Annotated in this window: 24 protein-coding genes; 11 read left to right on the top strand and 13 right to left on the bottom strand. The window is 41.7% G+C overall.

Going from position 1 to position 26002, the window contains the following annotated elements; genetic code table 11:
* Window positions 1-2: 2 nt before the first annotated feature.
* From AB3N61_RS09540 to purN, 3 genes are read right to left on the bottom strand one after another with little or no spacing between them, the layout of a single operon-like run.
* A complete protein-coding gene (locus AB3N61_RS09540) occupies window positions 3-635 on the bottom strand; it encodes a hypothetical protein (protein ID WP_020771565.1) in 633 nt (210 codons plus the stop codon).
* Window position 636: 1 nt separating this feature from the next.
* Entirely contained in the window at window positions 637-2178 is a 1542-nt protein-coding gene (gene purH, locus AB3N61_RS09535) for a bifunctional phosphoribosylaminoimidazolecarboxamide formyltransferase/IMP cyclohydrolase (RefSeq protein ID WP_020771547.1), read from the bottom strand.
* A gap of 1 nt (window position 2179) precedes the next feature.
* Window positions 2180-2806 carry a phosphoribosylglycinamide formyltransferase gene (purN, locus tag AB3N61_RS09530; protein ID WP_367897452.1) on the bottom strand — a complete coding sequence of 209 codons (627 nt, stop codon included), beginning with the start codon at window positions 2804-2806 and terminating at the stop codon, window positions 2180-2182.
* Between the two features lie 86 nt (window positions 2807-2892).
* Here purN and fliS point away from each other — a divergent pair, with 86 nt between their 5' ends.
* From fliS to AB3N61_RS09515, 3 genes are read left to right on the top strand one after another with little or no spacing between them, the layout of a single operon-like run.
* Window positions 2893-3345 (top strand): flagellar export chaperone FliS, encoded by a 453-nt coding sequence (fliS, locus tag AB3N61_RS09525; protein ID WP_036091165.1) that lies wholly within the window; start codon window positions 2893-2895, stop codon window positions 3343-3345.
* Between the two features lie 6 nt (window positions 3346-3351).
* Complete coding sequence (locus AB3N61_RS09520; RefSeq protein ID WP_367897451.1) at window positions 3352-3786, top strand: hypothetical protein; 435 nt, start codon at window positions 3352-3354, stop codon at window positions 3784-3786.
* Window positions 3765-4247, top strand: coding sequence for a molecular chaperone DnaJ (locus AB3N61_RS09515; protein WP_367897450.1), 483 nt, complete (start codon window positions 3765-3767; stop codon window positions 4245-4247). Before AB3N61_RS09520 ends, AB3N61_RS09515 begins: the two co-directional genes overlap by 22 nt.
* Here AB3N61_RS09515 and AB3N61_RS09510 read toward each other — a convergent pair.
* The 3 genes from AB3N61_RS09510 to AB3N61_RS09500 are packed head-to-tail and all read right to left on the bottom strand — an operon-like array spanning window position 4244 to window position 5988.
* Window positions 4244-4759 carry an LIC11661 family lipoprotein gene (locus AB3N61_RS09510; protein WP_020771574.1) on the bottom strand — a complete coding sequence of 172 codons (516 nt, stop codon included), beginning with the start codon at window positions 4757-4759 and terminating at the stop codon, window positions 4244-4246. The two genes, AB3N61_RS09515 and AB3N61_RS09510, sit on opposite strands and share 4 nt — an antisense overlap.
* Window positions 4760-5311, bottom strand: coding sequence for an HNH endonuclease (locus tag AB3N61_RS09505; protein WP_020771602.1), 552 nt, complete (start codon window positions 5309-5311; stop codon window positions 4760-4762). It abuts the gene before it with no gap.
* A gap of 47 nt (window positions 5312-5358) precedes the next feature.
* Complete coding sequence (locus AB3N61_RS09500) at window positions 5359-5988, bottom strand: DedA family protein (RefSeq protein ID WP_020771566.1); 630 nt, start codon at window positions 5986-5988, stop codon at window positions 5359-5361.
* 122 nt (window positions 5989-6110) lie between these two features.
* On the opposite strand from AB3N61_RS09500, the gene AB3N61_RS09495 reads away from it, so the two are divergent.
* Complete coding sequence (locus AB3N61_RS09495; RefSeq protein ID WP_367897449.1) at window positions 6111-7259, top strand: deoxyguanosinetriphosphate triphosphohydrolase; 1149 nt, start codon at window positions 6111-6113, stop codon at window positions 7257-7259.
* A gap of 157 nt (window positions 7260-7416) precedes the next feature.
* Here the strand turns inward: AB3N61_RS09495 and AB3N61_RS09490 are convergent, their stop codons facing one another.
* Window positions 7417-8529 carry a cysteine desulfurase family protein gene (locus AB3N61_RS09490; protein WP_367897448.1) on the bottom strand — a complete coding sequence of 371 codons (1113 nt, stop codon included), beginning with the start codon at window positions 8527-8529 and terminating at the stop codon, window positions 7417-7419.
* A complete protein-coding gene (locus AB3N61_RS09485) occupies window positions 8516-9964 on the bottom strand; it encodes a hypothetical protein (RefSeq protein ID WP_367897447.1) in 1449 nt (482 codons plus the stop codon). The genes AB3N61_RS09490 and AB3N61_RS09485 overlap by 14 nt, the downstream gene beginning before the upstream one ends.
* Before the next feature lie 115 nt (window positions 9965-10079).
* Between AB3N61_RS09485 and AB3N61_RS09480 the strand changes: the two genes are divergently transcribed.
* From AB3N61_RS09480 to AB3N61_RS09470, 3 genes are read left to right on the top strand one after another with little or no spacing between them, the layout of a single operon-like run.
* Window positions 10080-12095, top strand: coding sequence for a tetratricopeptide repeat protein (locus AB3N61_RS09480; protein WP_367897446.1), 2016 nt, complete (start codon window positions 10080-10082; stop codon window positions 12093-12095).
* A 17-nt stretch (window positions 12096-12112) separates the two neighbouring features.
* A complete protein-coding gene (locus tag AB3N61_RS09475) occupies window positions 12113-12922 on the top strand; it encodes a hypothetical protein (protein ID WP_367897445.1) in 810 nt (269 codons plus the stop codon).
* Window positions 12923-12939: 17 nt separating this feature from the next.
* The gene (locus tag AB3N61_RS09470) at window positions 12940-13704 is read left to right on the top strand and encodes an enoyl-CoA hydratase/isomerase family protein (RefSeq protein WP_367897444.1); all 765 of its coding nucleotides are present in this window, start codon (window positions 12940-12942) and stop codon (window positions 13702-13704) included.
* A gap of 62 nt (window positions 13705-13766) precedes the next feature.
* Here AB3N61_RS09470 and AB3N61_RS09465 read toward each other — a convergent pair whose 3' ends face one another.
* Window positions 13767-15461, bottom strand: coding sequence for an FAD-binding oxidoreductase (locus tag AB3N61_RS09465; RefSeq protein ID WP_367897443.1), 1695 nt, complete (start codon window positions 15459-15461; stop codon window positions 13767-13769).
* A gap of 132 nt (window positions 15462-15593) precedes the next feature.
* Window positions 15594-17603, bottom strand: coding sequence for a SpoIIE family protein phosphatase (locus AB3N61_RS09460; RefSeq protein ID WP_367897442.1), 2010 nt, complete (start codon window positions 17601-17603; stop codon window positions 15594-15596).
* Window positions 17604-17760: 157 nt separating this feature from the next.
* Here AB3N61_RS09460 and AB3N61_RS09455 point away from each other — a divergent pair, with 157 nt between their 5' ends.
* The 3 genes from AB3N61_RS09455 (at window position 17761) to AB3N61_RS09445 (ending at window position 22542) form a co-directional block, all read left to right on the top strand.
* A complete protein-coding gene (locus AB3N61_RS09455) occupies window positions 17761-19395 on the top strand; it encodes a glycerol-3-phosphate dehydrogenase/oxidase (protein WP_367897441.1) in 1635 nt (544 codons plus the stop codon).
* A 40-nt stretch (window positions 19396-19435) separates the two neighbouring features.
* Complete coding sequence (locus tag AB3N61_RS09450; protein ID WP_020771584.1) at window positions 19436-20548, top strand: AraC family transcriptional regulator; 1113 nt, start codon at window positions 19436-19438, stop codon at window positions 20546-20548.
* 80 nt (window positions 20549-20628) lie between these two features.
* Window positions 20629-22542 (top strand): AMP-dependent synthetase/ligase, encoded by a 1914-nt coding sequence (locus AB3N61_RS09445; RefSeq protein WP_367897440.1) that lies wholly within the window; start codon window positions 20629-20631, stop codon window positions 22540-22542.
* Window positions 22543-22864: 322 nt separating this feature from the next.
* On the opposite strand, the gene AB3N61_RS09440 is transcribed toward AB3N61_RS09445, so the two are convergent.
* Window positions 22865-23443, bottom strand: a complete 579-nt coding sequence (locus tag AB3N61_RS09440; protein ID WP_020771550.1) for a TetR/AcrR family transcriptional regulator — start codon at window positions 23441-23443, stop codon at window positions 22865-22867.
* Window positions 23444-23551: 108 nt separating this feature from the next.
* The gene (locus AB3N61_RS09435; RefSeq protein ID WP_020771615.1) at window positions 23552-24559 is read right to left on the bottom strand and encodes a patatin-like phospholipase family protein; all 1008 of its coding nucleotides are present in this window, start codon (window positions 24557-24559) and stop codon (window positions 23552-23554) included.
* A gap of 95 nt (window positions 24560-24654) precedes the next feature.
* Here AB3N61_RS09435 and AB3N61_RS09430 point away from each other — a divergent pair, with 95 nt between their 5' ends.
* Window positions 24655-25116, top strand: a complete 462-nt coding sequence (locus tag AB3N61_RS09430; RefSeq protein WP_367897439.1) for a PaaI family thioesterase — start codon at window positions 24655-24657, stop codon at window positions 25114-25116.
* Window positions 25117-25119: 3 nt separating this feature from the next.
* Here the strand turns inward: AB3N61_RS09430 and AB3N61_RS09425 are convergent, their stop codons facing one another.
* The gene (locus AB3N61_RS09425) at window positions 25120-25968 is read right to left on the bottom strand and encodes a hypothetical protein (RefSeq protein WP_367897438.1); all 849 of its coding nucleotides are present in this window, start codon (window positions 25966-25968) and stop codon (window positions 25120-25122) included.
* Window positions 25969-26002: the final 34 nt, after the last annotated feature.

Raw genomic sequence — 26002 nt, 5'->3', positions numbered from 1 at the left:
AATTAGGAATCTTCCCCTAAATCCTCTGCCTCTTCTTCCTCTCTGTCCACTCGAATTCCCCCGAATTTCACCTTTCCGTTCCATCTCAAGATAAGAAGAACGAGAAGGATCAAAACGTTCGGAAGAACGAATAAAAAGGAAATTTCATGATAAAGGCCGTAAACTGCCAGATTTGAGGCGATTACTGAGATAAATATCCCGGTAAGTAAAGGAACCTCCTGGTTAAGTAGCCTTGCGAGAAAGGTTCCGCTATTCCGAGAGATCCTAGCCGCTCTTAAAATTTCGGAAGAGATAAATGAGTAGAAGGCCAGCATAAGCACGGGCATGATACAGGAAAGAAAGAAATAATTTCCAAAGGAATCCGTATAATGAGGAGAACCGATTAGCCCTCCGGTTAAAGTCCAGACATACGCGAAAAAAGCGGAGAGTCCGAATGCGAGAAGTCCATATTGCAGACTCCCCGCAGATTCAAAAATGGAAACGATCTTTGAAGGAATAATTCTCGCCCAATCCGTAAGTTCCTGTTTTTCGAAAGTATCCTTTCCGCTTAAATAGATGAGTCGAAAATAATAATCTCCCAGGGAAACGACCACTAACGTGATCACTAAATAGATCAGGTAGAGAAAAAATTCCATCTTAATGCCTAAAATGCCTCATGCCGGTAAACACCATGATCAATCCGTGCTCGTCAGCCGCCTTGATCACTTCTTCGTCCCGGATAGAACCTCCGGGTTGGATGATTGCTTTCGCTCCTACTTTTGCGATTGCATCTATCCCATCTCTGAAAGGGAAGAAGGCATCGCTCGCCACATAAGAACCCACAACGGAAAGTCCTACATTTAGAGCCTTAGTCGCACCGAGTTGGACCGAATCCACTCTGGACATCTGTCCGGCACCGATCCCGAGCGTAGCGTTCTCTTCCGTATAAACAATCGCATTGGATTTGATAAATTTAACGGTAGACCAAGCGAACATCAGACCTCGGATATCTTCTTCCGTAGGTTGTTTTTTAGAAACGATCTTTAGATCTTTTTCGGTGATGGTCGCATAGTCTCTGTCTTGTAGAAGAATCCCGTGATGGATCGGTCTTAGATCCATTTCGTCCAATGCTTCTTGGAAATTTTGGATCTCGATCAGACGAACGTTCGGTTTTTTAGAGAAATAGTCCAGAGCGGCAGGTTCGAACTTTTGAGCGATCACACCTTCGACAAAAGTTTCGCCTATGAGAACCGCCAATTCTCCGGTTACGGTTCCCTTGATCCCTATGATCCCGCCGAAAGCGGAAATAGGATCCGTTCTTTTTGCTAGACGGAATGCTTCTAGAGTATCGTCCGCATAAGCGATCCCGCAAGGATTCAAATGTTTGATGATACAAACCGTATTATCCGGAAGAAGTGCGGAAATATGGAATGCCGCATCAAAATCCAACATATTATTAAAAGATAATTCTTTTCCTTGGAGAGGAGAAAATTCGCTCTTGGTAAATAAAGGTTCGTAGAAAGCGGCGCCCTGGTGTGGATTTTCTCCGTATCTTAGTTTTTGTTTTTTGGTAAAGGAAAGATTTAAGATATCCGGGAACTTCTCCCCTGCAAGCTTATTGAACCAAGAAGAGATCGCAGTATCGTACATCGCAGTATGAGAAAATGCTTTTCTCATAAGAAGGAAGGAAGTGTCAGCATCCACGGAGCCGTCATTGACCTTCATGGATTCTTCCACTGTTTTATAATCGTTCGGATCCGTTACTACTACAGTATGTCTGTAGTTTTTACTCGCGGAGCGGATCATAGAAGGTCCGCCGATATCAATATTCTCTATTGCTTCGTCCAGATGAACTCCCGGTTTCGAAACGGTCTGCACGAACGGATATAAGTTCACAACCACCAGATCGATCTTTGGAATTTTTAATTCTTCCATCTTCTGTTTGTGTTCGGGTTTGGAGATCACTCCCAATAGTCCGCCGTGGACTTTTGGGTGGAGAGTTTTTACTCTTCCGTCTAAAATTTCCGGAAACCCTGTATAATCGTCTATTGCAATGGCTTTGATTCCGTTTTCGGTGAGTGTTTTTAGGGTTCCGCCTGTGGAAATGATTTCCACTCCTTTGGATTCCAGGTACTTGGCAAATCCGATAAGTCCTGTTTTGTCGCTAACTGAAATGAGGGCGCGAGTGATTTTGATCATGCTAGAGGATTGAGACCTTCCTGTCTTTGATGGAGAGCCGATCTTCGCAGAAGTGTTGAACCGCGAGTGGCAGGATTTTATGTTCCTCTTTGAGAATGGCAAGAGTCAATTCTCTTTCGGTCATTCCTTCCTCGATTTTAACAACTCCTTGCAAAATGATAGGACCGGAATCCACACCTTCGTCCACAAAATGGGCCGTGCAGCCCGCAATCTTCACTCCATACTCGAATGCCTGATTCTGAGCATGTAGCCCCGGAAAGGAGGGAAGAAGAGAAGGATGAATATTGATGATCCTGTTTGGAAAGGCTCGGATAATTTCCGGCTTTAAAATTCTCATATAACCGCAGGCCACGATCAGATCCGGAGAGCTCTCTTGTAGGAACTCCAACAGTTCGCGATGATACTCTTCTTTTTTGGGATAAGACTTCCAATCCAGGATCTTGGCTGGAATATTTTGGCGGGCGGCAATCCGGATAGAAGGCGCCTCAGGGTTATCTGTGACTAAAAATGCGGGATTTGCGGGGATTTTGCCCTTTTGGATTGCCTGAAGGACAGCTTCCAGGTTGCTTCCCCGCCCAGAAGCCAAAAAGACAAGCTTTTTTCTGGGTTTGGGAATCAGACTTGCCAAGAATTTTCGCATCCAATACGCTAAGAATTACCAGTCCACGTTAAGGCGGTCCGGAATTTTGTCGAAAAGTATTTCAGGAGAGACACATGTCACTTGCTAGAAAATCGACGGCCTCCGTCGAACAGTATAAATCCAATGAAATTTCTACTGTGAGTCAGGGCCGGCTTATCGTGATGTTATATGAAGGAGCGATCCGCTTCCTAAACGTTGCCATCGAGAATAATACACCCCGCAAGTACGACGTGGTGAACAATCATATCCTGAAAGCCCAAGAGATCGTGACCGAGCTGATGCTCGCCCTGAACATGGAAAATGGGGGAGAGGTTGCAAACAATCTGCTTGGGATCTATGTTTATATTAAAAAGCGCTTACTCGAAGCGAATATGAAGAAGGACAGTGAGATCCTTTCCGAAATCATCAAATATCTGGAAGATCTAAAACTTGCTTGGGAAGAAATTGAAAAGAAGGAAAAAGCTTCTTCCGTGGTCCCATTGCCAACCGCCGGTTCAAGAGGAACCGGTCTTTCCCTCCAAGGTTAAACACAAATGGCGGGCAAGGTCTCTAAAAGTCTACACTCCATGGAAGAAAAACTTTCCTCACTCTATGGGGAGAAAATCTCCTTTTTGAACAAACTGATAGAACTTCAAAAACGCCAATTGCAAATTTTAGATTTTGAGGATGGAGAAGGTGCGGCGAAACTCGAGCTGCAAAATTCCGATCTGGTCGAAAAGATGAAACGACTGGACCGCAAGATCGAACAATTAGAAGAATCTTCCCCTCAGACCCTGGAAATTATTCGACTCTCCGATACGATTTTCCAAAAATTGGAAGAGTCCAGGGATTTGAATTCCCAAGTAGGGGAAAAGATGGAGATTATTCTGCAGGAATATCGTAAAGAGTTGAACTTGGTACAATCCAAGATCCAACTTAAAAAATTCCTAGCTCATAGGAAATTGGATTGGAAGACGGGGACCTGCTGAGCCGTGCCCTGGACTTTTACGGACTCCCCAAAAAATTCGACGCAAATTTAGTCCGGAGCAGGTTCCGGGAACTCTCTCGGAAATATCATCCGGATTCCGGAGAATATGAGACGGATCTTCTGTTTAAGGAGTTGGTCCAACTTAGGGACGTTCTTCTTGCTTCTCTCGGGAACGAATCGTCTTTAATTTTAGAAAATTCTAAAGAAGATCCGGAAGGATTCCAATTTTATAAACTAGCCAAACAAAAGGCCGCAAATGCGATCGAAAAATATTTCCAGTTCACCGACGGTAATCCGGTATACTTAAAAAAAGAAGACAATCCTGCACTTCTACGTTTAAGAGAAGAATTGGAAGAGGCTAAAAAAGAATTAGGAAAGTTTTTGGAAAAATATCCCAAAAGTATCTGGAAAGAAGATACGGAAACTACTCTTAAAAAAATAAACGTCTGGTTTAAAGATTAAGGAACCTGTAATGTATTCGAAGGCATGGAGAATACGTAAATGTCCTTTGTGCCGCTGTTCAAGTCCAAGGAGATCACGGAAGATCTTAGAGTTACGTAATCGCCTGAATTCAGTGTAGCGATAATCTTACAAACGCGGTTCGTGTTTTCTCCAGGGCCTGGGACCGCAAGAGGCCCATCCGTCGGATTTACTTCTATGGAATATTCTCTTGGCTGATTTGGAAGCATATTCAAGGGAAGTTCACATTCTTTTCCGGAGGAAAAATCGGAAGGATTCCTGGATGCGTCCGCAGTATTTCCCGAATACAAAGTATATCCGCTAAAAAAAGCTTCCGGGTTTCCTGCCCTTAACCTGAGTTCGTATACTCCTGTACCGATCAAAGTAATCCCAACCAAAGTAGGCGGTGTGGTTACAATCCGATTCGAGGAATAATTATAACAAGAAAATAAGAATAGAATTGGAAGTAAGAAAGGAAAGAATCGAAACATTCTTCCTGATAAAAAAAGATTCATTTAGATGCGTATATAGTCCGCCCAGCCGAACTTTTCGACCAATTGGGTGGATACTGAAAATTGTGGAAAACGTCTCTTGTTTGTCGATCGATTTTCCGGTACATCCCACTTGAGTTCCTGCAGAAGTTTGTTTCCTTTTTTGCTATTGCAATCCCTACATGCCGTGACCAGGTTTTCCCAAGTATGATAGTCTTTCGGTTTTTTTTCCCTGGGAATCTCTTCCCATCGACTTTTTGGGATCACATGATCCAGGGTGAGTTTAGAAGAAGGAAGTTTGCGTCGGCAATACACACATTCGTGATCGTCTCGGACAAATATGTTTTCTCTAGAAAGTTTATGCTTACGTTTCGGGACCTTATAATAGTCTGTGAGCAGAATGATCCTAGGAGTGGAAAGTTTCAGTTTTTCGGATCTGATAAAGTGGCTTTTTTCGTCTTTGATGAGTTCCGCTTTTTTAAGGATGAGAAGAATAACGGCGTCTTTGACCGTTCGGATCGCAACCGGGACATAGGTCGCGTTCAGCACCAACACAGGTTGGGTTAGAACATCCATATCTAACCAAACAGTATAGATTCATAAAATTATGTCGAGTAAAAGTATTAATTCTCGGACCGTTTCTTTTTGATCGTGAAATATAGAACCAAGACTAACACAAGAATCCCTAATAAAGCAAAAACGGTAATTTGCCCCTGGTGGACCCAAGATTTGAGCTGATCTAAATTTTTTGCGCCGTAATGTCCAAGATAAACCCAGATCGGGACGGAAATCGCCGCGGCAAACATATCCAAAAATAGAAATCTAAAGAAGGAGATACGATCAGAAGTCCCTGCCGTTAGATAGATCGGCATCCGAAGACCGGGCATAAATCTCGCCATAAATACGACCCAGTTCCCATATTTCGAAAATTTTTCTTGTACTTTGGAAAATCGTTCCGGGGTCAAAAATTTTGCGATGAAAGGAATTCGTAATACTTTCTCGCCGAAAATCCTTCCGAGTAAAAAAACGGAACCGTCTCCTACGAGAACTCCTGCCATTCCAACACCGAACATTACATGTTCGTTCGCATATCCTAAACCTGCTAAAACTCCACCGGAAACCAGGGAGATATCCTCAGGAACCGGAAGACCGAAACCACAGAGAATCAGAGTGGAGAAAACTGCTAAGTAAGCGAACTCATTCCCAAAGCGGGAAAAAAAATTTACTAAATCCGGGATATTGACTAGATCCATGAATGCTTCTATCTATTCCGAGTAGATTCCACCAGTGAAACTTTTCCAGGGCAAATGGGAATCGAAAAACTAGATTTGTTTGGCTTGCTTTTAAGTCTTTTTACGTTCCAAATTGGTTTCAGGTGCAAAAAGACAGAAACCAAATCATCCAAGCCGAAAATTCTCTATTAGCGGGTTATGCAGTTTTACACGACGAAACCGGTGGAAGAGAATACAAAGAAGAAGAACACCCGTACCGTATCCCGTTTCAAAGAGATAGGGATCGAGTCGTTCACTCTAGTGCATTCAAAAGACTACAATATAAGACCCAAGTTTTCGTTTATTCGGTAGGGGAAAATTATCGTAATCGTCTCACTCATACTTTGGAAGTCGCCGGAGTATCCAGAACGATCGCTTCCGCATTAGGACTCAACTCTTTACTTGCGGAAACGATAGCACTCGCTCACGATCTGGGACATACACCTTTCGGACACGCAGGACAGGATATGCTTTCCGATCTAATGGGAGAATTCGGCGGATTCGAACATAATAAACAATCCGTTCGTATCGTCACCATATTGGAAACACGTTATCCGGAATTTCCGGGTTTGAATCTTTCCAAAGAAACATTAAAAGGTATGATGAAACATGGAGCGGAATACGGCGGTTCCAATTTAGGAAAGGAAAGAAAGGATGAGGGCCCAAGTTTAGAAGCCCAATGTGCGGATGTAGCGGACGAGATCGCATACACAAGTCATGATATAGATGACGGTTTGGAAATGGGCTATTTAAAAGCGGAAGATCTAAACTCACTTTCTCTTTGGGCGGAAACCTCCAAAATGGTAAAAGGTAAATTCCCGAAACTGGAAGGAAAAGTATTCGTTCGAACTGTGATCCGAGAATTGACCAATAGTATGGTTTCTAATATGATCAGTACCGTTGAATCTAGGATCTCCGATTGGAAAATCCAGGATCGTTCCGATCTGAATACTGCCTACCAAGAAGGAAAAAGGATCGCAACGTACGAACCTTCTTATGGAGAGAAGGTCCGGGAATTAAAATCTTTTCTATACAAAACACTTTATAGACATCCTTCCGTTATAGTTACAAGCGATCGAGGAAGAGATATTATTGAAACATTATTCTTTCATTTTAGAAAGCAGCCCGATTCCATTCCGGAAACGTACAAAAGAAGGATCGAGAAAGAAGGCCTGGAAAGATGTGTATGCGACTATGTAGCCGGAATGACGGACCGTTACGCGGAAGAAATGGCATCTAGTCTAAGGAAGTGAGCGTTCCTAAAAACTGTTATAATTCCTGGAGTAAACTCTTTGCCTTCCCCTTCGCTTGCACATCCTGTGCAAACCTCCGGGTCGCTTCGCCATCCTGGCTTCGCTCTCAGGCAAAAAGTTCACTCCAGGTTATTTTAATGTAATTTAGATTACTTTCTTATCGAATAGAAAGGATCGTTTCTTCCAGAGCGATAAGAAGAGAATCGACTTCTTCTTCCGTTGTGTATAGACCGGTGGAGATACGGATCGCTCTCAAAGCTTCTTCCTCCGAATATCCCATTGCCAATAAAGAAGGCGCCGCTTCTCTGGACCTGGACTTGCAGGAAGATCCGGTGGAAAGTGCGAATCCTTTCTCTTCCATTCCCATCATAAAGAAGTCCAGATCGTCCAGAGGAAGTAGGGCAAACGTTGTGGAAAAAAGCCTGGGGGAATTCTCAGCTACAATTTCGGCTCCCATACTTTTGAGTTTGGACTCTATCTTATTTCTGTAATATTCCAGTCTATTATTCTTATTCTCCATTTCTGCGAATTGGATCTGGGCCGCTTCTGCCAGAGCTAGAATAGAAGGAGAATTTTCCGTGCCGGCCCTATGTCCATTCTCCTGATTCCCTCCTTGGAATACTCCTCCTTCCGGTAGATGTTTCGGATCGAACCATAAAACGGAAGATCCGAGTCCTCCGCCGATTTTATGACCGGAGAATGTAAATCCGTTTAAAACGGAAAACGGTACAGGGATTTTAGAGAAGGATTGGATAAGATCCGAATAAAAGGGCATTCCAAATTTAGCGGAAACTTCCGCAAGTTCCTCGATCGGTTGGATTACGCCTGTTTCATTACCCGCATGAAGTACAAATACGGGACCCGGCTCATCCTTCAGATAAGATTCTAATTCGGAAAGGGAAACAAGTCCGGATTTATCGGCGCTTAATACTTTATAAGGAATTCCTAAACTTCGAAAAGAAGAATACAGGGCGGCATGTTCGAAAGGAGAAAGATAAGCGGTAGTTTTGATAAATTGTTTCGCAAAGTATGCGAGGGAATAATCCGCTTCCGTTCCGGAAGATACGAATACGAATCCTTTCGGATCTTTTCCTGTGAGTTTTGCTAAAACTTTTCTCGCTTCCTCGATCTTGCCCTGTCTGGCTAAGGAAAATCGGGTAGGCCCGGAAGGGTTGAAAAAGTCTTCTTCGTATTCCTGTAAGACTTTAGTTAATAAACCTGGAATAGGAGGATGGGTCGCATTATAATCGAAGTATTTAATTCTTTTCATCGAAAATATCGTCTGCTTCTTCGTATCTTCCTTTTCGACGAAGAGTGTACTGCAATAGTTTCTTTTTATCTTCGATCAGTTCTTCGTAACCGGATTTATCGTTCCTGTAGTTCGGATCCACCGTATAAACTTCGGTATCCAAGGCATCCAATTCCTTTAAGGCGGTATCGAAATCGGATTCATGCAATAGGCATCGGACTCTCATAAGTTTTGCCTGGAATCTTACGCCTAAATCCGTCGCAGAAGAGCGATATACCGACTCGAACATATCTTTCGCTTTTTTTCTATAATTGGAATCCCTATCTCCCAATCTATAGAATAGCTGAGCATTTCTGTTCAAGTTGGAATAGAATACTTTGGCTCCTTCCGTATCGGTTGGCTCGCAAGGGATCGCTGCGATCGCACTTACTCCCCAATACTTTGCTTCCGCCGGTATATTTCTTTTGGAACAGGAGAAATATAATACTCTCGTAAATAAGGAAACGGATTCTTCCGGAGAAAGAGAAGGATGGGATTCGTCCGTTCTAAGTCTAAGCAATTCCAATGTTCTTAATAATAGAGTTTTGTATTTATTCGCGGTTAATGTAGTCGTATCCGGATAATCGGAGGAAAATACGATCGGGTCCGATTGGGACTCGCCGATCTTTTTCCAGATACGGATCTCTTTCGGAAGATCCTCCGTTATATTCTCTTCTTCTTCCTTATTACAACTGAAACTGAAAAAATTCAGGATCCGTTTCCACCAAGGAATGGAAACCGGTTTAGCCTCTTTCAATTTTTCGAATACGAGTTCTTCTATCCTTTGGATGGCTTGGAAATGTGCAAGTATCGCTTCTTCCGGACGACAAGACGCAAAAGAGGAAATTCGGATCTTCTCCAAAAGACTTTTGCCTGCGATTTCAGGTTTGTTTTTTCCAAGAGAAGCTTGGGCAGACGGAGAATTATAACCATCGAAAGGATTATAATTTAAGGCTCTTTTATAATAGTCTAATGCTTCCAGAGGGATTTTGTAGAATTTTTGCCAATAATCGTACGGATCCACAGGTTTTTCTCCCGTGGAAAATTTGCTCTCACTAGGATCTGCAAGTCTTTCTATGGTCCAGCCTTGGTTTTTTGCTTCCATCCAACTTGGGATCCTGAATATATCTCCTGTACCTTCCTTCCCTATTCTATAGGCACGTACGCAGGCTTTGGACAGTTGGTCCGTTCGGAGATAATGTTCAATTTGTCTATATTCAATTTTTTCAGATAATAGATCGTCTCCCTTGGACTGCAATTTTGCGGAAAGGGAAGGATTTAGGACGGTAGGTTCCAACCAAAGTGCGAAGGAACGTAAAATTTGAAATCTCCTGGGATAGATATAGATCGCTGCCAGGGTCCAAATCAACAAAAGTGTTAAGAATAACTTTTTCTTTTCTTTAAGAATGCTGAACAATTTCTTTCCTTAAGTTCCGGAAAATTCGTTAGACGAATAGAGTCCCTCGCTTGAGAGTAGAGAGAGTGAAGATTTCGCTTTTTTCGATTCCAAACCCTATACAAGTCCGGGGATTATGAAACACGCAAGCATTATTCCGATCCTTCTGGTATCCCTTCTGGATGCAGGTGCCTTACTTTCTTCTCCCCGTAATACAAACACCGTTTTCGTATGTAGGGACACCGATTCTTCCGGAAGGGCAAGAGCCGTGTGGCCGGCCTATTATTATTCTCTCGGATTAGAGAGTTTGAATAAGGCCAGGAATTCGGAAGGAAGAGAAAGAACGGAAGAGATCATAGAAGCTGTCCGAAATTTCCAGGATTATATCCGTTGTTCCGAATCCGTAGGATCTCCTGTTTCCGCGGTGTTTCGTTGGAATAAGGCGTTGGCGCATTATTATTTAGGACAGTGGAAGGACGCGGTTTCCGAACTGGACTTGGCGGAAAAGTCAGACCCATATTTTAGAGAATCCTATATTTTGAAAGGTACCATTCTTTTAAATAGCGGAGAATATGAAAAGGCTGCGACCTATTTAGAAACTCATCTGAGTAAGTTTTCGGAAGATCCTGATTTCTATTATTTATTGAGTTCTGCCGAGCTTGCTTTGAAGAATGATGCAAAATCCGTTCTGTATTTGAGTTCTCTCAGAGATCTGATCAAACAAAAAGATTCCAATCCTAAATATCCCGAATTCGTTTATTTATCTCTAGGAAAGACGTATTTTGCTTTAGGCCAAAATACGAAGGCACTCTTTTATATTTCCGGTTATTTGGAGATGAGACCTGAAAACTGGGAAATCCGATTTTTACTCGCGAAAATTTTGGACCAGCTAGGCAAGTTTTCTCAAGCAAAAAAACAACTGCAAAGAATTCTGCAGGAGATCCAAGGAAATTCTTCCGTGGAGCTGATGTTGGGGGAAATGTACTTTATAGAAAGTAGATCCATGGCGGCGGGTTATTTCGAGGATCTAAAAAAGAAAGGAAAGTTGAATAAGGACGGGGTCCTTTTCGGGCTTTATTCGGTACTAAATTCCAAATATTCGGATGCTAGACGTATTCTCTTTCCATTAAAAGAAAAATTTCCCAAACGATTATCCATACGCCTCGGGGTTTTGGAGATCCAAAAAAGAGATCCAAATATTAATAAAAAGGAATATATTAAAGAATTGGTAGAAGTCGCCTCCATTGCACTCCAATCCCAATTGACCACCCTTGCGGAAACTTTACTCCTTGAATCGATCAAGATCACGGAAGAAGAAAAACTAGATCCTCGCATTCTTGCGGAACAATACGACTTTTTAGCGGGCGTATACGAACAATCCGGTTCCGTATTTAGATCCATCATTTCGGTTCGTAAAGCGATCCAATATACTCCCTCACCGGAGGATTCTAAAAAATACGAATTACATTTGGCGTTTTTGCTAAGAGGAAATCCTCCCGGAAAGGTCCAGGAATCGGAAGAGATCATACAGAATATTCTCAAAAATGATCCGAACAATCATTATGCGTACTATCTTTTAGGGATCGTACTATTCCAATCCGATAAATTGGAGGAGAGTCGGGGGGCGTTCGAACAAGCGATCCGATTGGAACCTAAATCTTCCGTGTATCATTTTTATAGAGCTTCTGCATTGGAAAAATTAGGAAGGATCCCGGAGATGGAAGCGGACCTTCGTAAGTCTATGGAGTTAGATCCTGAAAATCCGATCGCATATAATTACTTAGGTTATCATTATTCCGAAAAGGGAATCCGTTTGGACGAGGCACTTGATCTCATCCGAAAAGCGGTGGAGCTTGCTCCCGATAACGAGGCTTACCAAGATAGTTTAGGCTGGATCTATTACAAAAAGGGAAGAGTGGATGAGGCTCTTTTACATTTGAATCTTGCATTTCAAATTTTACAGGATAAAAACGAATATGATCCTACTATCTGTGAACATTTAGGCGATGTTCATCATGAAAGAAGAGAATTTGCTGATGCCAGAAGATTCTGGGAAAAATCGGAAACTCTTTTTCAAAAGAAGGAAGACAAACTTCGAATTCGGGAAAAATTGGAGAGGTTAAGAACGAATCCGGTCTCAAATAAATCATAATGGCCGGGAGGACTGTTTTGAGAACAAACCATTTAAACCGGATCTTTGTATTCGGATCACTTTACTTTTTTATTCTATTGTTCCAATCCTGTGTGACGACGGATATAGAAGAGATCAATTTTCGTCAAAAGGGAAAAATAAAATTTTGGAGCGCAAAATCCAAGGAAGGTTCCAAATATCTAGAAGCGCTTCGTAAATTAGAAGAATCGAATACTTCTTATACGGGAGAGTTCGATATAAGGATACAGAATTTTTTTCCTAAGAAGGACGTATTCTCTTTGGCGGGAAAGATTTTTTACGATAAGCCGTCAGGCAAAATGCAGATAGAACTGACCGATCAATTATTCGGGATCAGCGTTTCTAAAGTGTTTAGCGACGGGCAAACGATCCGTATCAAAACGGTTTCCGTGGATAAGATACATGAACAGGCCATGGACGATATTATACTTTCCGATCCGAATACCAGAAAGCAGACAGTAGTTCCTTTTCCGGTGATCTATTATCTTCTATCCAATCGAAATGCGGAATTGTTCAAGCCACAATGGACGCTCGTTCAGCCGAACGATGGAATTGTGCTCGTCAGAAAACCGGGAGAAGAATGGACTTACTACACTGCGGAAAATGGTATTCGTTCCGTGGAATGGGATTCCAGCGGGAAGAACGTAAAAGCAGTCACGAGTGTCCAAGGACAAGTTGAATTTCCTCCTAAAACAACGATCACTCGTATCGTTTCCAGAGCGGATGGAGCCGATCAAAATCGTATCGAGATCAAGATGAAAAAAGTATCTCGCATTGATAAATTGAACGAAATGTTGTTCGGATTTTAATATTAAGGAAAGTGAATATGTTGGACGTGGAAAAAAACGGTCATATTTTAGAACTTTATATCAAAACAAACGAGACCAATTCTTTAGGCAGGGAATTTTTTCGAAAATTTAGGGAAGTCCTGGTACAAGCGGAAAACGATAGATCCGTAAAATCCATCATTCTTTCCGGAAGGAACGATAAGTTTTTTTCAAACGGATTCGATCCGGAAATTTTCGTGGGTAAAAACTTGGAAGAGATCAAGGAAGTACTTCGAGAAGCATTAGGTGCCTGCGGAAAAGTTTTATTCTCTCCTAAACCTGTGGTTTGTGCAATGAACGGTCACTCAATGGGAGTGGGAGCGGTGATTGCTATATTCTCCGATTATAGAATCCTTGTGGAAAAAAAAGGAAGATTAGGTTTTCCTGAATCTTTGATCGGTATCAATTTCCCGTCCACTGCCGGAACCGTTCTGAAAGATCTAGTCGGAATGAAAACCGCAAGAGACTTATTGTACAGCGGAAGAGGTTTAAAAGCTGATGAGGCTGTAGAGGTAGGACTGATCGAAGAATCTGCCACTCCGGAAGAAGTAATTCCTAAAGCCAGAAAATGGTGTTCTCAATTCCAAGACATGGCAATGGAATCCGTAGTTGGCGTGAAAATTGCTCTTAGGGATTCCCAACGTTTGCTTGCGGATACTTTAGAAAAAAGAGATGTAGAGCTTTTGGCACAAGCGATCGCTAGCGCCAACGGACAGGAAGGAATGAAATCCATTCTAGAAAGAAGACGCCCAGTCTTTACTTGAACTGAATTGCCTGGGATTTTTCCCAGGCTTGTCCGATATTGGGTCCCGGTATCGAAGTATTTTTAAGAATGGAATAATTTCCCAGGGTTCAAAATTTCCTTTTGATCCAATACTTTTTTTAATCCGTTTAGGGCTTCAATCCCGGGTTTACCTAAGCTAGATTCGTACCATTTTTTATGATCGAAACCGACTCCATGATGGTGACTGATCGGGACTTTAAAAGAAGTGAATGTATCCGAAACGGCTCTTTTCATTTTAAGCCATTGATCTTCCGGTTTTTTCGGATCCATCGGAAATAAGATCGTATAATACAAACAAGCTCCTTCGTGATAACTATGAGATAAATGGCACATAGCGATCGAACCGGGGATTGAATTTTGTAGGGACTCGATCCCCGCTTTATGCAGATCTTCCAGCTTATCGTACGTACTGGAAGTTTCCATCGTATCCACACCCATTCCGTGCTGCATGACATGATTTCTTAAAAACGGCATATTGTATCTGCTATGGATCCAATTTTGTCCCAGCTTTTCTCCCGCATAGATCGCTCCGCCTTTTTTCCAGAGTTTTTTAAGTCCACGGAAAGAAAGATCTACCTCTTGCCTTGATCCGTCTAGTCCCACTAAAATCACACATTTATTATCTCTTATTCCGGCCGCTCTCAGATAAGAATTTTGCAGGAATTTTTTGAATTTGCGGATGGGTGTATTCGTCTTTCCTAATTCTCCCAGATACTCATAGAGTCTTGTTTCATTCGCATCCGAAAGTCTCATCATAGAAGTTTTGATCTCTTCTTGATTTGTTTTTCTGATAAAATTGATGGAGGAAAGTAGGTCCGGAAATACTAAACCGAAATATTTTCTAGTCTCAGGGATCTTGTGGATCTTGACAGTAACTTCTGAAATGATCCCTAAAAGGCCTTCACTACCTGCTATGATCTGGTTCCAATCGGGTCCGATAGAAGATGCCGGCGCTCTTAGGGTCTCTACTGTTCCTTTTGGGCTGATCAGTTTTACTGCGCTCAGGATCTCTTCTATTTTTCCATATCGGTTGGATTGTTGTCCCGCACTTCTTGCTGCAACCCATCCACCCAATGTGGAATATTCGAAAGACTGAGGAAAATGGCCCAAAGTATAACCTTTTAAATTCAGGCCGTATTCTAATTTGGGTCCATAGATCCCGGCTTGGAATGTGGCCGTCATGCTGATCGGATCGAAGGATACCAACTCTTTCATTTCGGTCATATCCAAAGAAATTACAGCTTTTTGTCCTTTTCCCTTCAGGACTTCCACGCCGCCCACTACGGAAGATCCTCCGCCGAAAGGAATAACTGTGATCTTATTCTTGGAACAATATTCTAAAATTTTAATGATCTCCGAATCTTTTTTCGGGTAGACCACTCCATCCACGAAAGAATTGAGAGTATTAAAATGAAGTCTGAGAACGTCGTAGTAGCTACGGCCGGCAGAGTGGAAAACTCTTTCGTATCTATCGTTTTTAAAATTATTTTTACCTACGATTGCGCTTAGGTTTTTGATATCATTCGGACTTAATTTACTATTCGGAATTTTTATATCTTCTAAGGAAACGGAAGGTGTTTCGCGGATAGAATCTAACTTGAATTCCCTTTGAAGAAGTTTGAGAATTTCTGGCATCTGCGCCTTTCTACCGAAGTCCTGATCGTTTGCACCCCAGGCATTCCATCTAAGATTGGATCTGGAATAGTCGATTTTGGGATTGAGCTCGTGGTAGAACATAGGTCTTATCTCCGATTAATTAAAAACGTTTCCAATAAATACGAATCTTTCCAGAGGGCAAGGTAAAAAGGATATTCAATGTCGATCAAATATCACATGTAGGAACTCCTACACCGCTATTCTAACGTAAGCCTAAAGACGTTTTTTCAACTCTGCGATCCTTGGATCATCGGGAGAAAGAATGGATGCCTCTTCCAATAACTTTTTGGCCCGCAAAGAATTGCCGAGTAATCTATAAATATCCGACAGGTTGATCAAATTTTTAAAATGGTCCGGAGAACGGACTCTTAATTTTTCTCCTAACTCTGCTGCGGATTTCAAAGATTCAGTGTCTTTTTTTTGAGTATAAACCTTTTTCCAAAGGATAGAAGAATAGAATAAAAGTTCAGTTTCAGAAGGATCCCAGGCAAGGGACTTCTCCGCCCACTCGGCCGCTTTTTTGAATTCGGATATTTTATCGTACCATTTGGACAAAAGTTTGGCTACTTGAGGAAAATAACGTTCCCCAACTATCCCCGATCTATGTAAACTTTCTTCCAGGATACGTATTGCTTCCTTTGTATTTCCCTTTTGAAAAGCGGACTCCGCTTCCGAAATGGATTTTTTGTCCTCTAAATACGGGTTTACCGAGGGATTATAAGAAATAGATAATATACTTAGATCGTCCGAAAGTTTTCCTCTGCTGATCAGTGATCTTCGGATCGTTTTTAATTCTCCGCCGCTTTCTTCCACCGAGGTTAAAAACACCGTTTCGTCTTCGTTCATTACCCTTTTACCGGAAAAATCCTCTTCTAAGACTAGATCGTCCCTACCGTCGGATCCGCAGAAGATCGTATCTCCGGGGAGCATACGAAAAGTTTGGACGCGTATTTTGGACCCGAACATTTCAGAAATCCCTAATTTACGAATATTGGATTCCGATCCCAAAAACATGGCCTTTCCATCTCTGTAAAGAACAGGCCAAGGATGTTCCGCGTTGATATAATACATCGCTCCCGTGGAATGTTCGACGATCCCTAAAACGGCGGAGATGAGCATAAATCCGTCGAATGTTTCGAATACGTTTTGAAGATCTATGAATGCTTCTTTTAGCCAGCGTTCCGGAGACTTGGATTGGATCTCGGGAGAAAGTCTAGTTCGACTAATGATAGAATTGAATACGGAACCTAAAACCAAGGCGCCACCCGCACCTTGGATTGATTTTCCCATAGCATCCCCGTTGATGAATGCGGTATATTCCCTATCTTGGATATTAATTATGTAGGCGCTTAAGAAATCCCCGCCAAGTTCATATTCCTTTTCTTTGAAGGAGAATTTTTTGAACTGATCCAGTAGGAATTCCACTTTGACCGACGAATTTTCGGAATTATCCAGTTTGATCAGAGGAGAAAGAAGTAAAGCGGTTAAAAAATAATCTCCATCCTGCTTTTCCTTTAATGCTTGGATCTGTAACATTTTTTCGGAGATCTCTTTATTACTTTCCTGGATCTTAAATCTACTTACAAAACTTACGAATCTGTATCTTTCTAAAATGACGGAAAATACAAGTGTGAGAAGATATGCGATCCCCAGGTTTTGCATCGAATATGCGGCTTGAGGAGAGCTTAAATTGGGAGAATAGATCAGGATAGAACTTATAAAAGTTAGAATAGAAAGTATTAGGAAAATATAATACGACTTTTTGGGAAGTGGAACGAACGCGATAGTGATCAATGCTATTTGGAGGCCTGATACGTAATTCGGATCGTCCGCTATTCTGCCCGTAAAAAAGGATGTACAAAGTAATAGATAGGCGATATATACGTATGCCATTTCTAAACTATATTTGCGGGTAGGGATCCTAAATAAAGTGTCCAAAAGAAGAAAGATTAAACTAAGAACACCTATTAAGGAGAAGCCGATCCGAAAATAAAATAGTTCCGGAAATTCAGGATGTAATTTTTGGTCCGTTCCGAATGCGAAACCCAGCCAAACGAAGATGGCAAGTATTGCACCCGGATATTGGATGCTGCGCGTTTGTCGTTTTAGATCTTCCGCATATTGAGTCTCATATACGTCTCTATCCGGATCTTTTTTTAAAAAACCTAGAACAGAATTCCATTTGTTTGGAAGACTACCTGCCCGGGAGGAAGTAAGTGACATCTATTGAATCGAACTCCGTTCGGTTCAAGTCCCTTAAATAAGTGGGAATTAAGAACCGGGTCTAAGCAAAAAATATCATCTACTGATTTGGAGTAAAGAACTTGTATAATTTCTAATGTCTTGACCGACCGAGTTCTTGATTCCAAGCTGTGAATCTATGGCCAAAACGAAAGACGTTAAAACTCAATCTTTTCAGATTTCTTCCCAAGTTTTCGATACTCTAGTGGTGGGGGGAGGGATAACAGGTGCCACTACTTTGTGGGATGCCACCTTACGCGGGTTAAAGGCTCTTTTGGTGGAAAAAAATGATTTTGCTTCGGGGACCACTCAGGCCACTTCCAAATTGATCCATGGTGGTTTAAGATATTTAAAGAATGCAGAGTTCGGTTTGGTCCGAGAGTCCTTACGAGAAAGAAGGATACTCGCTAAGATCAGTCCTCACGCTCTCAAGACCCTAGGCTTTATTATTCCGGTTTATTCTAATCCTGAAAAGTGGATCACAAATATAGGTCTCAGGATGTACGATTATTTTTCGTACGATAGAAATCGAGATATTAGTTCGGATTCTTGGATCCCTAAATACAGATCCTTATCTCCGGAAGAAGTTGTGATGGAAGCGCCAAGTCTCCCTAGAAAAGGACTCAAAGGTGGATTTTTATATTACGATTATCAGAACATGAATCCGGAACGACATACATGTGAGTTCATCTTCTCCGCTGAAAAAAAAGGGGGAACTGCTCTCAATTATACGGAATTAGTCGCGATCTCGAAGCAAGGAGAAGTCTACCAGGCAATCTTAAAGGATAAAAGAAGCGGCAAAACCTATCCGGTATTTGCAAAAACTGTAGTGAATGCCGCAGGTCCTTGGGCGGATTTTGTGGAATCTTTGGCCGGGGTCGGAATGGACAAGGTGCTTGTCCGATCCAAGGGAATACATATCGTAACTCGGGCATTAACCGTTTCCAAGGCAATCGTTTTGAAAAAAAGGGACAAAACACATATGTTCGTTCTTCCTTGGAGAGGAAAGACGATTATCGGCACAACGGATACCGTATTCTCGGATTCTCCCGATAAATTTAAGGTCACCAGATCGGACATCCAAGGTCTATTAGAAGAAATTAATATTGCTTTCGGATATACCGATTTAACTGAATCGGACGTGGATTTTTACTACGGCGGTATGAGACCTTTGGTAGAAGATCCGAGCGAAAAATCGGACACTTACAATGCATCCCGTAAAACCGAAATTTTAGATCATAAAGAAAAAGGACTTCCCGGATTTTTCACAGCGTTGGGCGGAAAATATACGACAAGTAGACATTTAGCGGAGAATATCACGGATAAACTATGCGAGTATTTGCCAGGGAAATTTTTACCTTGCGAAACCGATCAAGTACCCCTAGTTTCCGGAGAATTTTCAGATCTTTCTTCTTTAATTAAAGGGCTTAGTAAAAAATATCCAAAACTTTCCGGAGAATACCTGGAAACTTTGGGCGCTCGATATGGAAGTTTAGCTTATGAAGTTCTTAAATACCAAAAAGCAAACGACGAGTCTCTTACCCTTCATAATGGAGAAAAATTCAGTACGGCAGAGATCCGTTATATTGCGTCCGAGGAAAAAATAGAGAAGGGGACCGATTTCTTCTTCCGTAGATCCGGAGTGGGAGTTCCTGGCGCACCTCCTATGGAATCTATGAATAGAATGATAGAAGAATTAGGAAAAATGCTGGGCTGGAACCCTGCTCGCAAAAAGGCGGAAACCTCGGAGATACTTTCAAGATATCATTTTTGACTTTTCATCTAGTTTCAATCTGATATCTCTAAGTAGTTCCATGGATTTAGAAACCGGTTATTTAGTTTTTGGAGCAGCCTTTGGCTGTATCTGGTCTTTAGGGATCTTACTTTCTCCGGCTTCTTTGGGGGAAAGGACGAGAGCCGCGCTAATCATGTTTTTTTCCTCTCTTTGGCTTGTGGGAGGTGCAACTTTTCTTTCCGGTTTAGTGCGCAAGTATCCGTTCCTATACGGGATCCATATTCCTTTTGCATTGGGAATAGCACCGCTTCTTTACATTCATTTTCAGATCACATTACTTGGACTCGAAGTTTCTAAAAGAGAGCTCTTTCTACACTTTCTACCCAATCTATTCTGTATAATTTTACTTTTACCGTTCTGGTTAGGTGGGGAAGAATTCCGTTTGCGCACATTACAAGAGATCACCCAAGCCCGAAGTTATTCCAGTATTCTCGCTTTTTTGCAGATCACTCCTAAAATTTCGATTTTATCCTACTTTCTACCGCTGCTTTGGATGTACAGAAGTTATCTATTTAGCTCCGAGCAGGATGAAAACGAAGAAAGAGCCAGAAGAATATTTTTACTCTTCATTTGTCTTGTTTGTTTTGTGATCTTCTGGGGACTTACCGGTTCTATTTTAAGAAGGATAGAATTTGTTAAAGAGAGTATTTTCAGTCTTCCTGTTCTTTTGGTGTTAGGCTTTTTACTTTCTCAACGTGAACCGAATTGGCTCGGATTCGTTGGGAAAAGTTTGCGAGAAGTCCGTTATAAAAAATCCAGACTGAAAGGAATGGATGAATCCAAGATCAAAGATCGTTTGGAATCATTGATGAAAAGGGAGAAGGTTTATGCGGATGAGGATCTTACACTTTCCCAACTCGCGGAAGAGTTGGGACTCACCAACCACCAACTTTCGGAATTTTTAAACCGACGTTTGGCCATGAAATTTTCGGATTATATCAATTCTTGGAGAGTGGAAGAAGCTAAGGTTCTACTTTTAGAAGATCCGGACCGTTCCATTTTAGCGATCTCTGAATCCGTCGGTTTTAATTCCAAATCCGCATTCAATGAAGCATTTAAGAAATTTGCGGATTCTACACCTAGCGAATTTAGAAAAACAGCCGTATTATACAAAGCATCTCTAAAATTTTAAAATCCACACGTCCTGAGTTATACGCCAGGACGACAAAGTTCAGAACGAGCACTATACTTTCCTCCACTCTAGGAGGTGGCATGAAAACTCTTGCCGATTTATATCAATCGTCCAAAAATAAATATGGGGAAAGACCTGCGTTTCTGACTAAAAATTCTTCGGGGGAATTCGACTCGGTAGGATTTTCGGAATTGTACGAGTTAGGATTACAACTCGGGACCGCACTTATAGAATTGGAATTTCCGTATAAGGGACATGCTGCCGTTCTTTCAGATAACCGTTTAGAATGGATTATCACCGATTATGCGATTGTGATGGCGGGTGGGGCAGACGTTCCGAGAGGAACGGATGTTACAGATTCGGATCTCAACCATATTCTTCCCCATAGCGGGTCCACGATCGTATTTGCAGAAAACGATTCGGTCCTTAAAAAACTTTATCAAAACCAAAGCGCCATCCAGAACGTAAATACAATTATTCTAATAGACAAAAATGCGAAGGGTACGGGCAAAGAACTTAGATTTTGGGATCTAGTCCAAAGGGGAAAAGAACTAAGAGATAAGGGCAACCGAGAAATGGAAAAAAGGATTTCTCAGATCCAGGAGGAAGATCTTTTTACTTTGATCTACACCGCCGGAACAACGGGTCGTCCTAAAGGAGTTCCTTTAACTCATAAAAATATCATGTCTCAGATCAATCGGATTCCGATCAAACTGTCTGCGGGAGAGAGGATACTTTCTATTCTTCCAGTTTGGCATAGTTTTGAAAGGATGTTCGAGATGGTATGTATCTATTTCGGAGCGGGTACGTATTATTCTTCCGTGAGAACGCTGAAAGAAGATCTAAAAAAAGTAAAACCTACGTTTATGGCTTCCGCACCGAGGCTTTGGGAAAGTGTATATCAAGGGATATATGCGACTATCGCTAAGTCTTCGAGTATAAAACAGAGTCTATTTCATGCGGCACTATTCTTCTCTTCGAATATTCAATCCGCGAAACGTTGGCTAGGTTTTCGAGAATTGGATCTGACCGGAAGAAATTCACTGATTTCTTTCTTCGTGGGAATATTGAAACTTCTACAATATATTTTGAATATACTGCCGGCTACTCTTTTGGATCTGATCGTTCTGAGTAAGATCCGACAAGCTACGGGCGGAGAATTGAAGGGGACTGTTTCCGGAGGAGGAGCTCTTCCTATCCATGTGGATAAATTTTTTAACGCGATAGGTATCCAGGTTTTAGAAGGATACGGCCTCACCGAAACTTCTCCCGTGATATCAGTTCGTATCTTGGATGAAGCAGTGATCGGAACGGTAGGGCCTCTGTATAAGGGAACTTCTCTCCGTGTTGTAGATCCGAATACTTCCAAGATACTCTGGACTACGGAAGAGGGAGGGCCTAAAGGATATGGAATCAAGGGAGAGATCCATGTAAAAGGGGATCAGGTCATGTCCGGATATTATCATGATGAGGAAAATACTCGTAAGGTGATGATCGACGGATGGTTCAATACCGGAGACCTAGGAATGATGACTTACAATAATTGTTTGAAAATTGTAGGTAGAACAAAAGAAACCATCGTTCTTCTCGGAGGGGAAAATGTGGAGCCTGTTCCGATCGAAAATATTCTGAGCCAGTCCGAATTCATATTACAATGTATGGTGATCGGTCAGGATCAAAAGTATCTTTCCGCATTGATCGTTCCGAATCCTGAATTTTTCCCGGATTTTAAACCGGGAGTTGGATTCAGCTCGGCGGAAGAGGAAAAAAAATGTGCAGTGAAGATCCAAGGAGTCATCAAAAGTGCCATCTCTGCTACGAACGGTTTTAAGTCTTTTGAAAGAGTAGTGGACTTTAGATTATTACCTAAACCTTTTGAGACCGGAGACGAACTTACGGCGAAACTTTCCGTAAAACGTCACGTAGTGACTGATAAATATGCGGGACTTATCGCCGATATATATTCCGGTAAAAAAGAAGAAGTTCTAAGATAGGATATCCTGTCGCTCACTCTAGGAGTTCCTACAGTGGTGAAAGAGCTGCCCCTACCCAATCCTCGCGACCCGTAAGAAGCGAGGATTCCCGAAGGGTAGCTGAGTATAGCGAAGCTAAAGTTTGAATCAAACAAGTTGTATCGTATTCGGCACCTAACTTTGGGTGGCGAGGAGTGGCTCGTGGGAGCGCTTCGCCCCTATATCATATATTTTTAATTTGTGGAACCAATTTTTTAAACGAAATCTTGTTGGAATTCCAACAAACAGTGAATTATTTATAATGTAGATACTTCTACAATCCCAACTGGTTCCTCTTTAGATCTTAAAAAGTGAACGTGTTCGCCAGCACCACTCCCATAAAATCTTTCACCACTTCTGCTACCTCATCCAGTTTGATGGATTCTTGGTCCACGATCCTTTGGCCCACGGTCCCTAAAATAATACTGATTAGAAGTCTGTTTAAGTTCGGATTCGTAATTCCTAAATGTTTTGTGATGATGGTTACGTATTCTTTCATCGCTTCTGCGATCAGTTGTTTTTCTTCTTCATGATTTTTTAATCTAGAAACGTCGCAGATGATATAAAGAAGATTTTGGAAATAGGTCTCTCTGTCCTTTACCATCGTGAAGAGCGCTTCTACTCTTTTTTCGATGGTTTGGTTATCTTCTCCTTTGGAATAGACCTGTAGTTCTTCGATGTCCTTATTCAGTACGAATTTTACAAGTTCCTTAAATATATCTTCCTTCGTGGAAAAGTAGTGGTAAAGGGTTCCGGTGGAAACATCTAATTCTGTGGCAATCTCCCTCATGGAAACAGCCGAATACCCTCGCCTGGCCAAAATATCCACACATTTAGAGAGAATCTCAGCTTTGTATTTTTCGTGGTTTACGATTTTGGGCATTTCCTTCTGTCCTGAAGAGTGTTTTCTATTTTTTCGTTTTCGCTAGTTCTAAGGTTCCTTGGAGAAGGAAAGGGGATCATCCCCATCTTCTTTTGAGGAGCAAGTTAATTATTTTATTTGTTCGAAAAAAGAATGCAAGTGTTTTTTCCAGTTTGGGTCTAGATGACCTAAGATCCTTTCCTTTTGTTCTTCCGCATCTTTCCGCCCTGTTTCAAATGCATACCTTACTAGGTTCGGGTTCGTATAATCAAATCCCTGTTCAATAAATGGTCCCCCCGGGGAAACAAGCAAGGTATCCGATAGGACGGAAGCGGATTTTCCAACTAAGGTTGTAGGTTCGTAAAATACTCCTATCTTCGGCAGTTCAGGGGAGAAGTCTTCCAGTAAAAGATTATTGGTTAATCCGCCATCCAGATAATAATTCCCATTAAAACTTTGTAGAGGCAAAACCGGGAAAGCCGAGCAGGAATTCATTACGATCTGGGTGGTCGTTTCCGGATCGGTTAGGTCCTTCTCCGTAAAAACTTTTTCTCTCCATCCCCAGTCTTTCATTCTTTTTAATACTTCGAAAGGTTGTTCTCCCTTTCTTCTTAAGGTTTCATCCTTAAAATAGGCGCGGATAACGGAAGCTGCCTTAGCAAAAAGTATCCTTTGTATCGGTTGGCCTTTTTTGTTTTTGTCCAGACTTTCTTTCGGGATTTCCACAGTATGGATCCTGATCCTTGCGGCTTTTGAGATGAGTTTGGAAAATCTGAGGCAATATTCTACGGTTCGTCTTGCTATACCATGATGAGGGAAGGGAGCGCTGATCCTAAGAAGTCTATTCCAATAAAAGTTTTTAGGATTTCGTTTGGTCAGTTCTTGGAAATAATTCGAACTGTCTTCTTCCGTTTCGGATAAGGTGCTGATGGCCATGGCGGCTCCCGCACTGACCCCAGATACTTCTTTAATTTTTATACCCCAGGTCCTTAGTGTATATGCAAAGCCGAGTCCATAAAACGCTTTAATCCCGCCGCCTGCGATTGCAAGTGCGATCTCCTTTTTGATCCCAAGTTCTTGCCATGCGGTCCGGATGCCGTTTTTCAGTTTAGTTTCGAGGAAAATGAAGGGGTTCATTTTCCTACATATTGGTTGTGTCACCAAATCATGGCAATTTTAATTTGCTCGAATCCAATTTCTTTACAAGATCGGAATATACTAGGAGATCCACCTTGGCGAATCAAAAAGATTTAGAAGATATGCAGAAAGAATGGGAGAAGTTTTCGAAGGCCGCACCGGGTTTAAAGGTACCTCCTCCCGCTTTCAAAGAATTATCCGGGGAATTTGTTTCTTATGTGCGTAAGAAGGAGATGGTCTGTAGTTTTTACGTGGAACCTCGATTCTCCAATCCGATGGGAGTTTTCCAAGGCGGATTTTTAGCGGCAGCATTCGACAATACCTTCGGTCCGTTATGCTATTTGGCTGCCGGCAAACCTACCACCACTTTGGAATTAAGTGTTAGTTATATTCGAATGGTAAAAGAGAATCAAAGGATCACTGTACATGCAAAGGTTGTCGCCAGAGGAAACCAACATATTTATTTAGAAGGAGAGGCCTTCGATGAGGAGGGCAAACTTCTTGCAAAATCGACGACTCAGGTTTTGATCTTAAGAATTCCGAGTGGGGTTGCTTGAGATTTACGTTTCCGGAATAGAAGGGGGAGAAGTTACTTCCTCTTTCGGTTCCGTGATCCTCTCTAGGGGGAGTTTTTTTACGTGTTCTGCCATTTCTTTTAAGATGTTCGCAGTGATATCTTTCATAATATCGCCGATCACTTCCGTTTCTAAAACTTCCGCGATCATTCTTCCGATATCTTCTCCTAATTTATGAGAGATCTGCGACATGAAAGGTATCTTGGATAATTCTTCCAATAAAAACTTAGATTGTAAGGATTCGTTTACCTTGGAATTTAGTTGATCATTATGTTTAGAAATGGCCTCTTTTGCGAGCTGACTATAATCCAGTCTTAGCATCACTTCTTCCACTCTTTCCAATGAATGTAAAAATACGGCATCCGCGATCGTATCTACGATCACATCCCTGAATCTGAATGTGATCTCGCGAGTTAGAACTTCGCTAACGTTCTGGCCCGATGTCCCGAACCTATAGAATGCAATCGCAAGTTTAACTCCTCTTAAAAGTAAAAACGACCTCAGGAAAAATAGAGGGATGATACCAATGAGTTCGTACCAGTTGGTTCTCAAATATTTTTTGATGTCTTTTTTTTGACGAATTTTAATCCAAACTTCTATTCCCCATAAAAATATGACGAATAAGTCGAACGCTAGAATATAAGCGGGAATGTCCTTGTGGATGAATTCTTTGTAAGAGTTTACGAATAGTAGAAAGAATACGTCGATTGCGGCCAAACCTAAAAGAAAATAATCTCTTGCAGTACCTGGCAAAACACTTCTCCAATATTTTACCCTTTGTATGAAGTTTCGGATTTTAGAGGATTTTGCCGGTTGGGAATTTGCTTCCGCCATGAGCCATTGTCCGATTCGGTTCGGTGTTTACAAG

The organism is Leptospira sp. WS58.C1 (assembly GCF_040833995.1).
Classification (GTDB): Bacteria; Spirochaetota; Leptospiria; order Leptospirales; family Leptospiraceae; genus Leptospira_B; species Leptospira_B cinconiae.
This window is presented reverse-complemented; position numbering and strand designations above follow the sequence as displayed.

What these genes read in the sequence shown, in the direction of transcription:
- AB3N61_RS09540 (WP_020771565.1), bottom strand. Translation starts at nt 635, where the DNA reads ATGGAATTTTTTCTCTACCTGATCTATTTAGTGATCACGTTAGTGGTC.
- purH (WP_020771547.1), bottom strand. Translation starts at nt 2,178, where the DNA reads ATGATCAAAATCACTCGCGCCCTCATTTCAGTTAGCGACAAAACAGGA.
- fliS (WP_036091165.1), top strand. Translation starts at nt 2,893, where the DNA reads ATGTCACTTGCTAGAAAATCGACGGCCTCCGTCGAACAGTATAAATCC.
- AB3N61_RS09520 (WP_367897451.1), top strand. Translation starts at nt 3,352, where the DNA reads ATGGCGGGCAAGGTCTCTAAAAGTCTACACTCCATGGAAGAAAAACTT.
- AB3N61_RS09510 (WP_020771574.1), bottom strand. Translation starts at nt 4,759, where the DNA reads ATGAATCTTTTTTTATCAGGAAGAATGTTTCGATTCTTTCCTTTCTTA.
- AB3N61_RS09505 (WP_020771602.1), bottom strand. Translation starts at nt 5,311, where the DNA reads ATGGATGTTCTAACCCAACCTGTGTTGGTGCTGAACGCGACCTATGTC.
- AB3N61_RS09500 (WP_020771566.1), bottom strand. Translation starts at nt 5,988, where the DNA reads ATGGATCTAGTCAATATCCCGGATTTAGTAAATTTTTTTTCCCGCTTT.
- AB3N61_RS09490 (WP_367897448.1), bottom strand. Translation starts at nt 8,529, where the DNA reads ATGAAAAGAATTAAATACTTCGATTATAATGCGACCCATCCTCCTATT.
- AB3N61_RS09480 (WP_367897446.1), top strand. Translation starts at nt 10,080, where the DNA reads ATGAAACACGCAAGCATTATTCCGATCCTTCTGGTATCCCTTCTGGAT.
- AB3N61_RS09470 (WP_367897444.1), top strand. Translation starts at nt 12,940, where the DNA reads ATGTTGGACGTGGAAAAAAACGGTCATATTTTAGAACTTTATATCAAA.
- AB3N61_RS09465 (WP_367897443.1), bottom strand. Translation starts at nt 15,461, where the DNA reads ATGTTCTACCACGAGCTCAATCCCAAAATCGACTATTCCAGATCCAAT.
- AB3N61_RS09460 (WP_367897442.1), bottom strand. Translation starts at nt 17,603, where the DNA reads ATGTCACTTACTTCCTCCCGGGCAGGTAGTCTTCCAAACAAATGGAAT.
- AB3N61_RS09455 (WP_367897441.1), top strand. Translation starts at nt 17,761, where the DNA reads ATGGCCAAAACGAAAGACGTTAAAACTCAATCTTTTCAGATTTCTTCC.
- AB3N61_RS09450 (WP_020771584.1), top strand. Translation starts at nt 19,436, where the DNA reads ATGGATTTAGAAACCGGTTATTTAGTTTTTGGAGCAGCCTTTGGCTGT.
- AB3N61_RS09445 (WP_367897440.1), top strand. Translation starts at nt 20,629, where the DNA reads ATGAAAACTCTTGCCGATTTATATCAATCGTCCAAAAATAAATATGGG.
- AB3N61_RS09440 (WP_020771550.1), bottom strand. Translation starts at nt 23,443, where the DNA reads ATGCCCAAAATCGTAAACCACGAAAAATACAAAGCTGAGATTCTCTCT.
- AB3N61_RS09435 (WP_020771615.1), bottom strand. Translation starts at nt 24,559, where the DNA reads ATGAACCCCTTCATTTTCCTCGAAACTAAACTGAAAAACGGCATCCGG.
- AB3N61_RS09425 (WP_367897438.1), bottom strand. Translation starts at nt 25,968, where the DNA reads ATGGCGGAAGCAAATTCCCAACCGGCAAAATCCTCTAAAATCCGAAAC.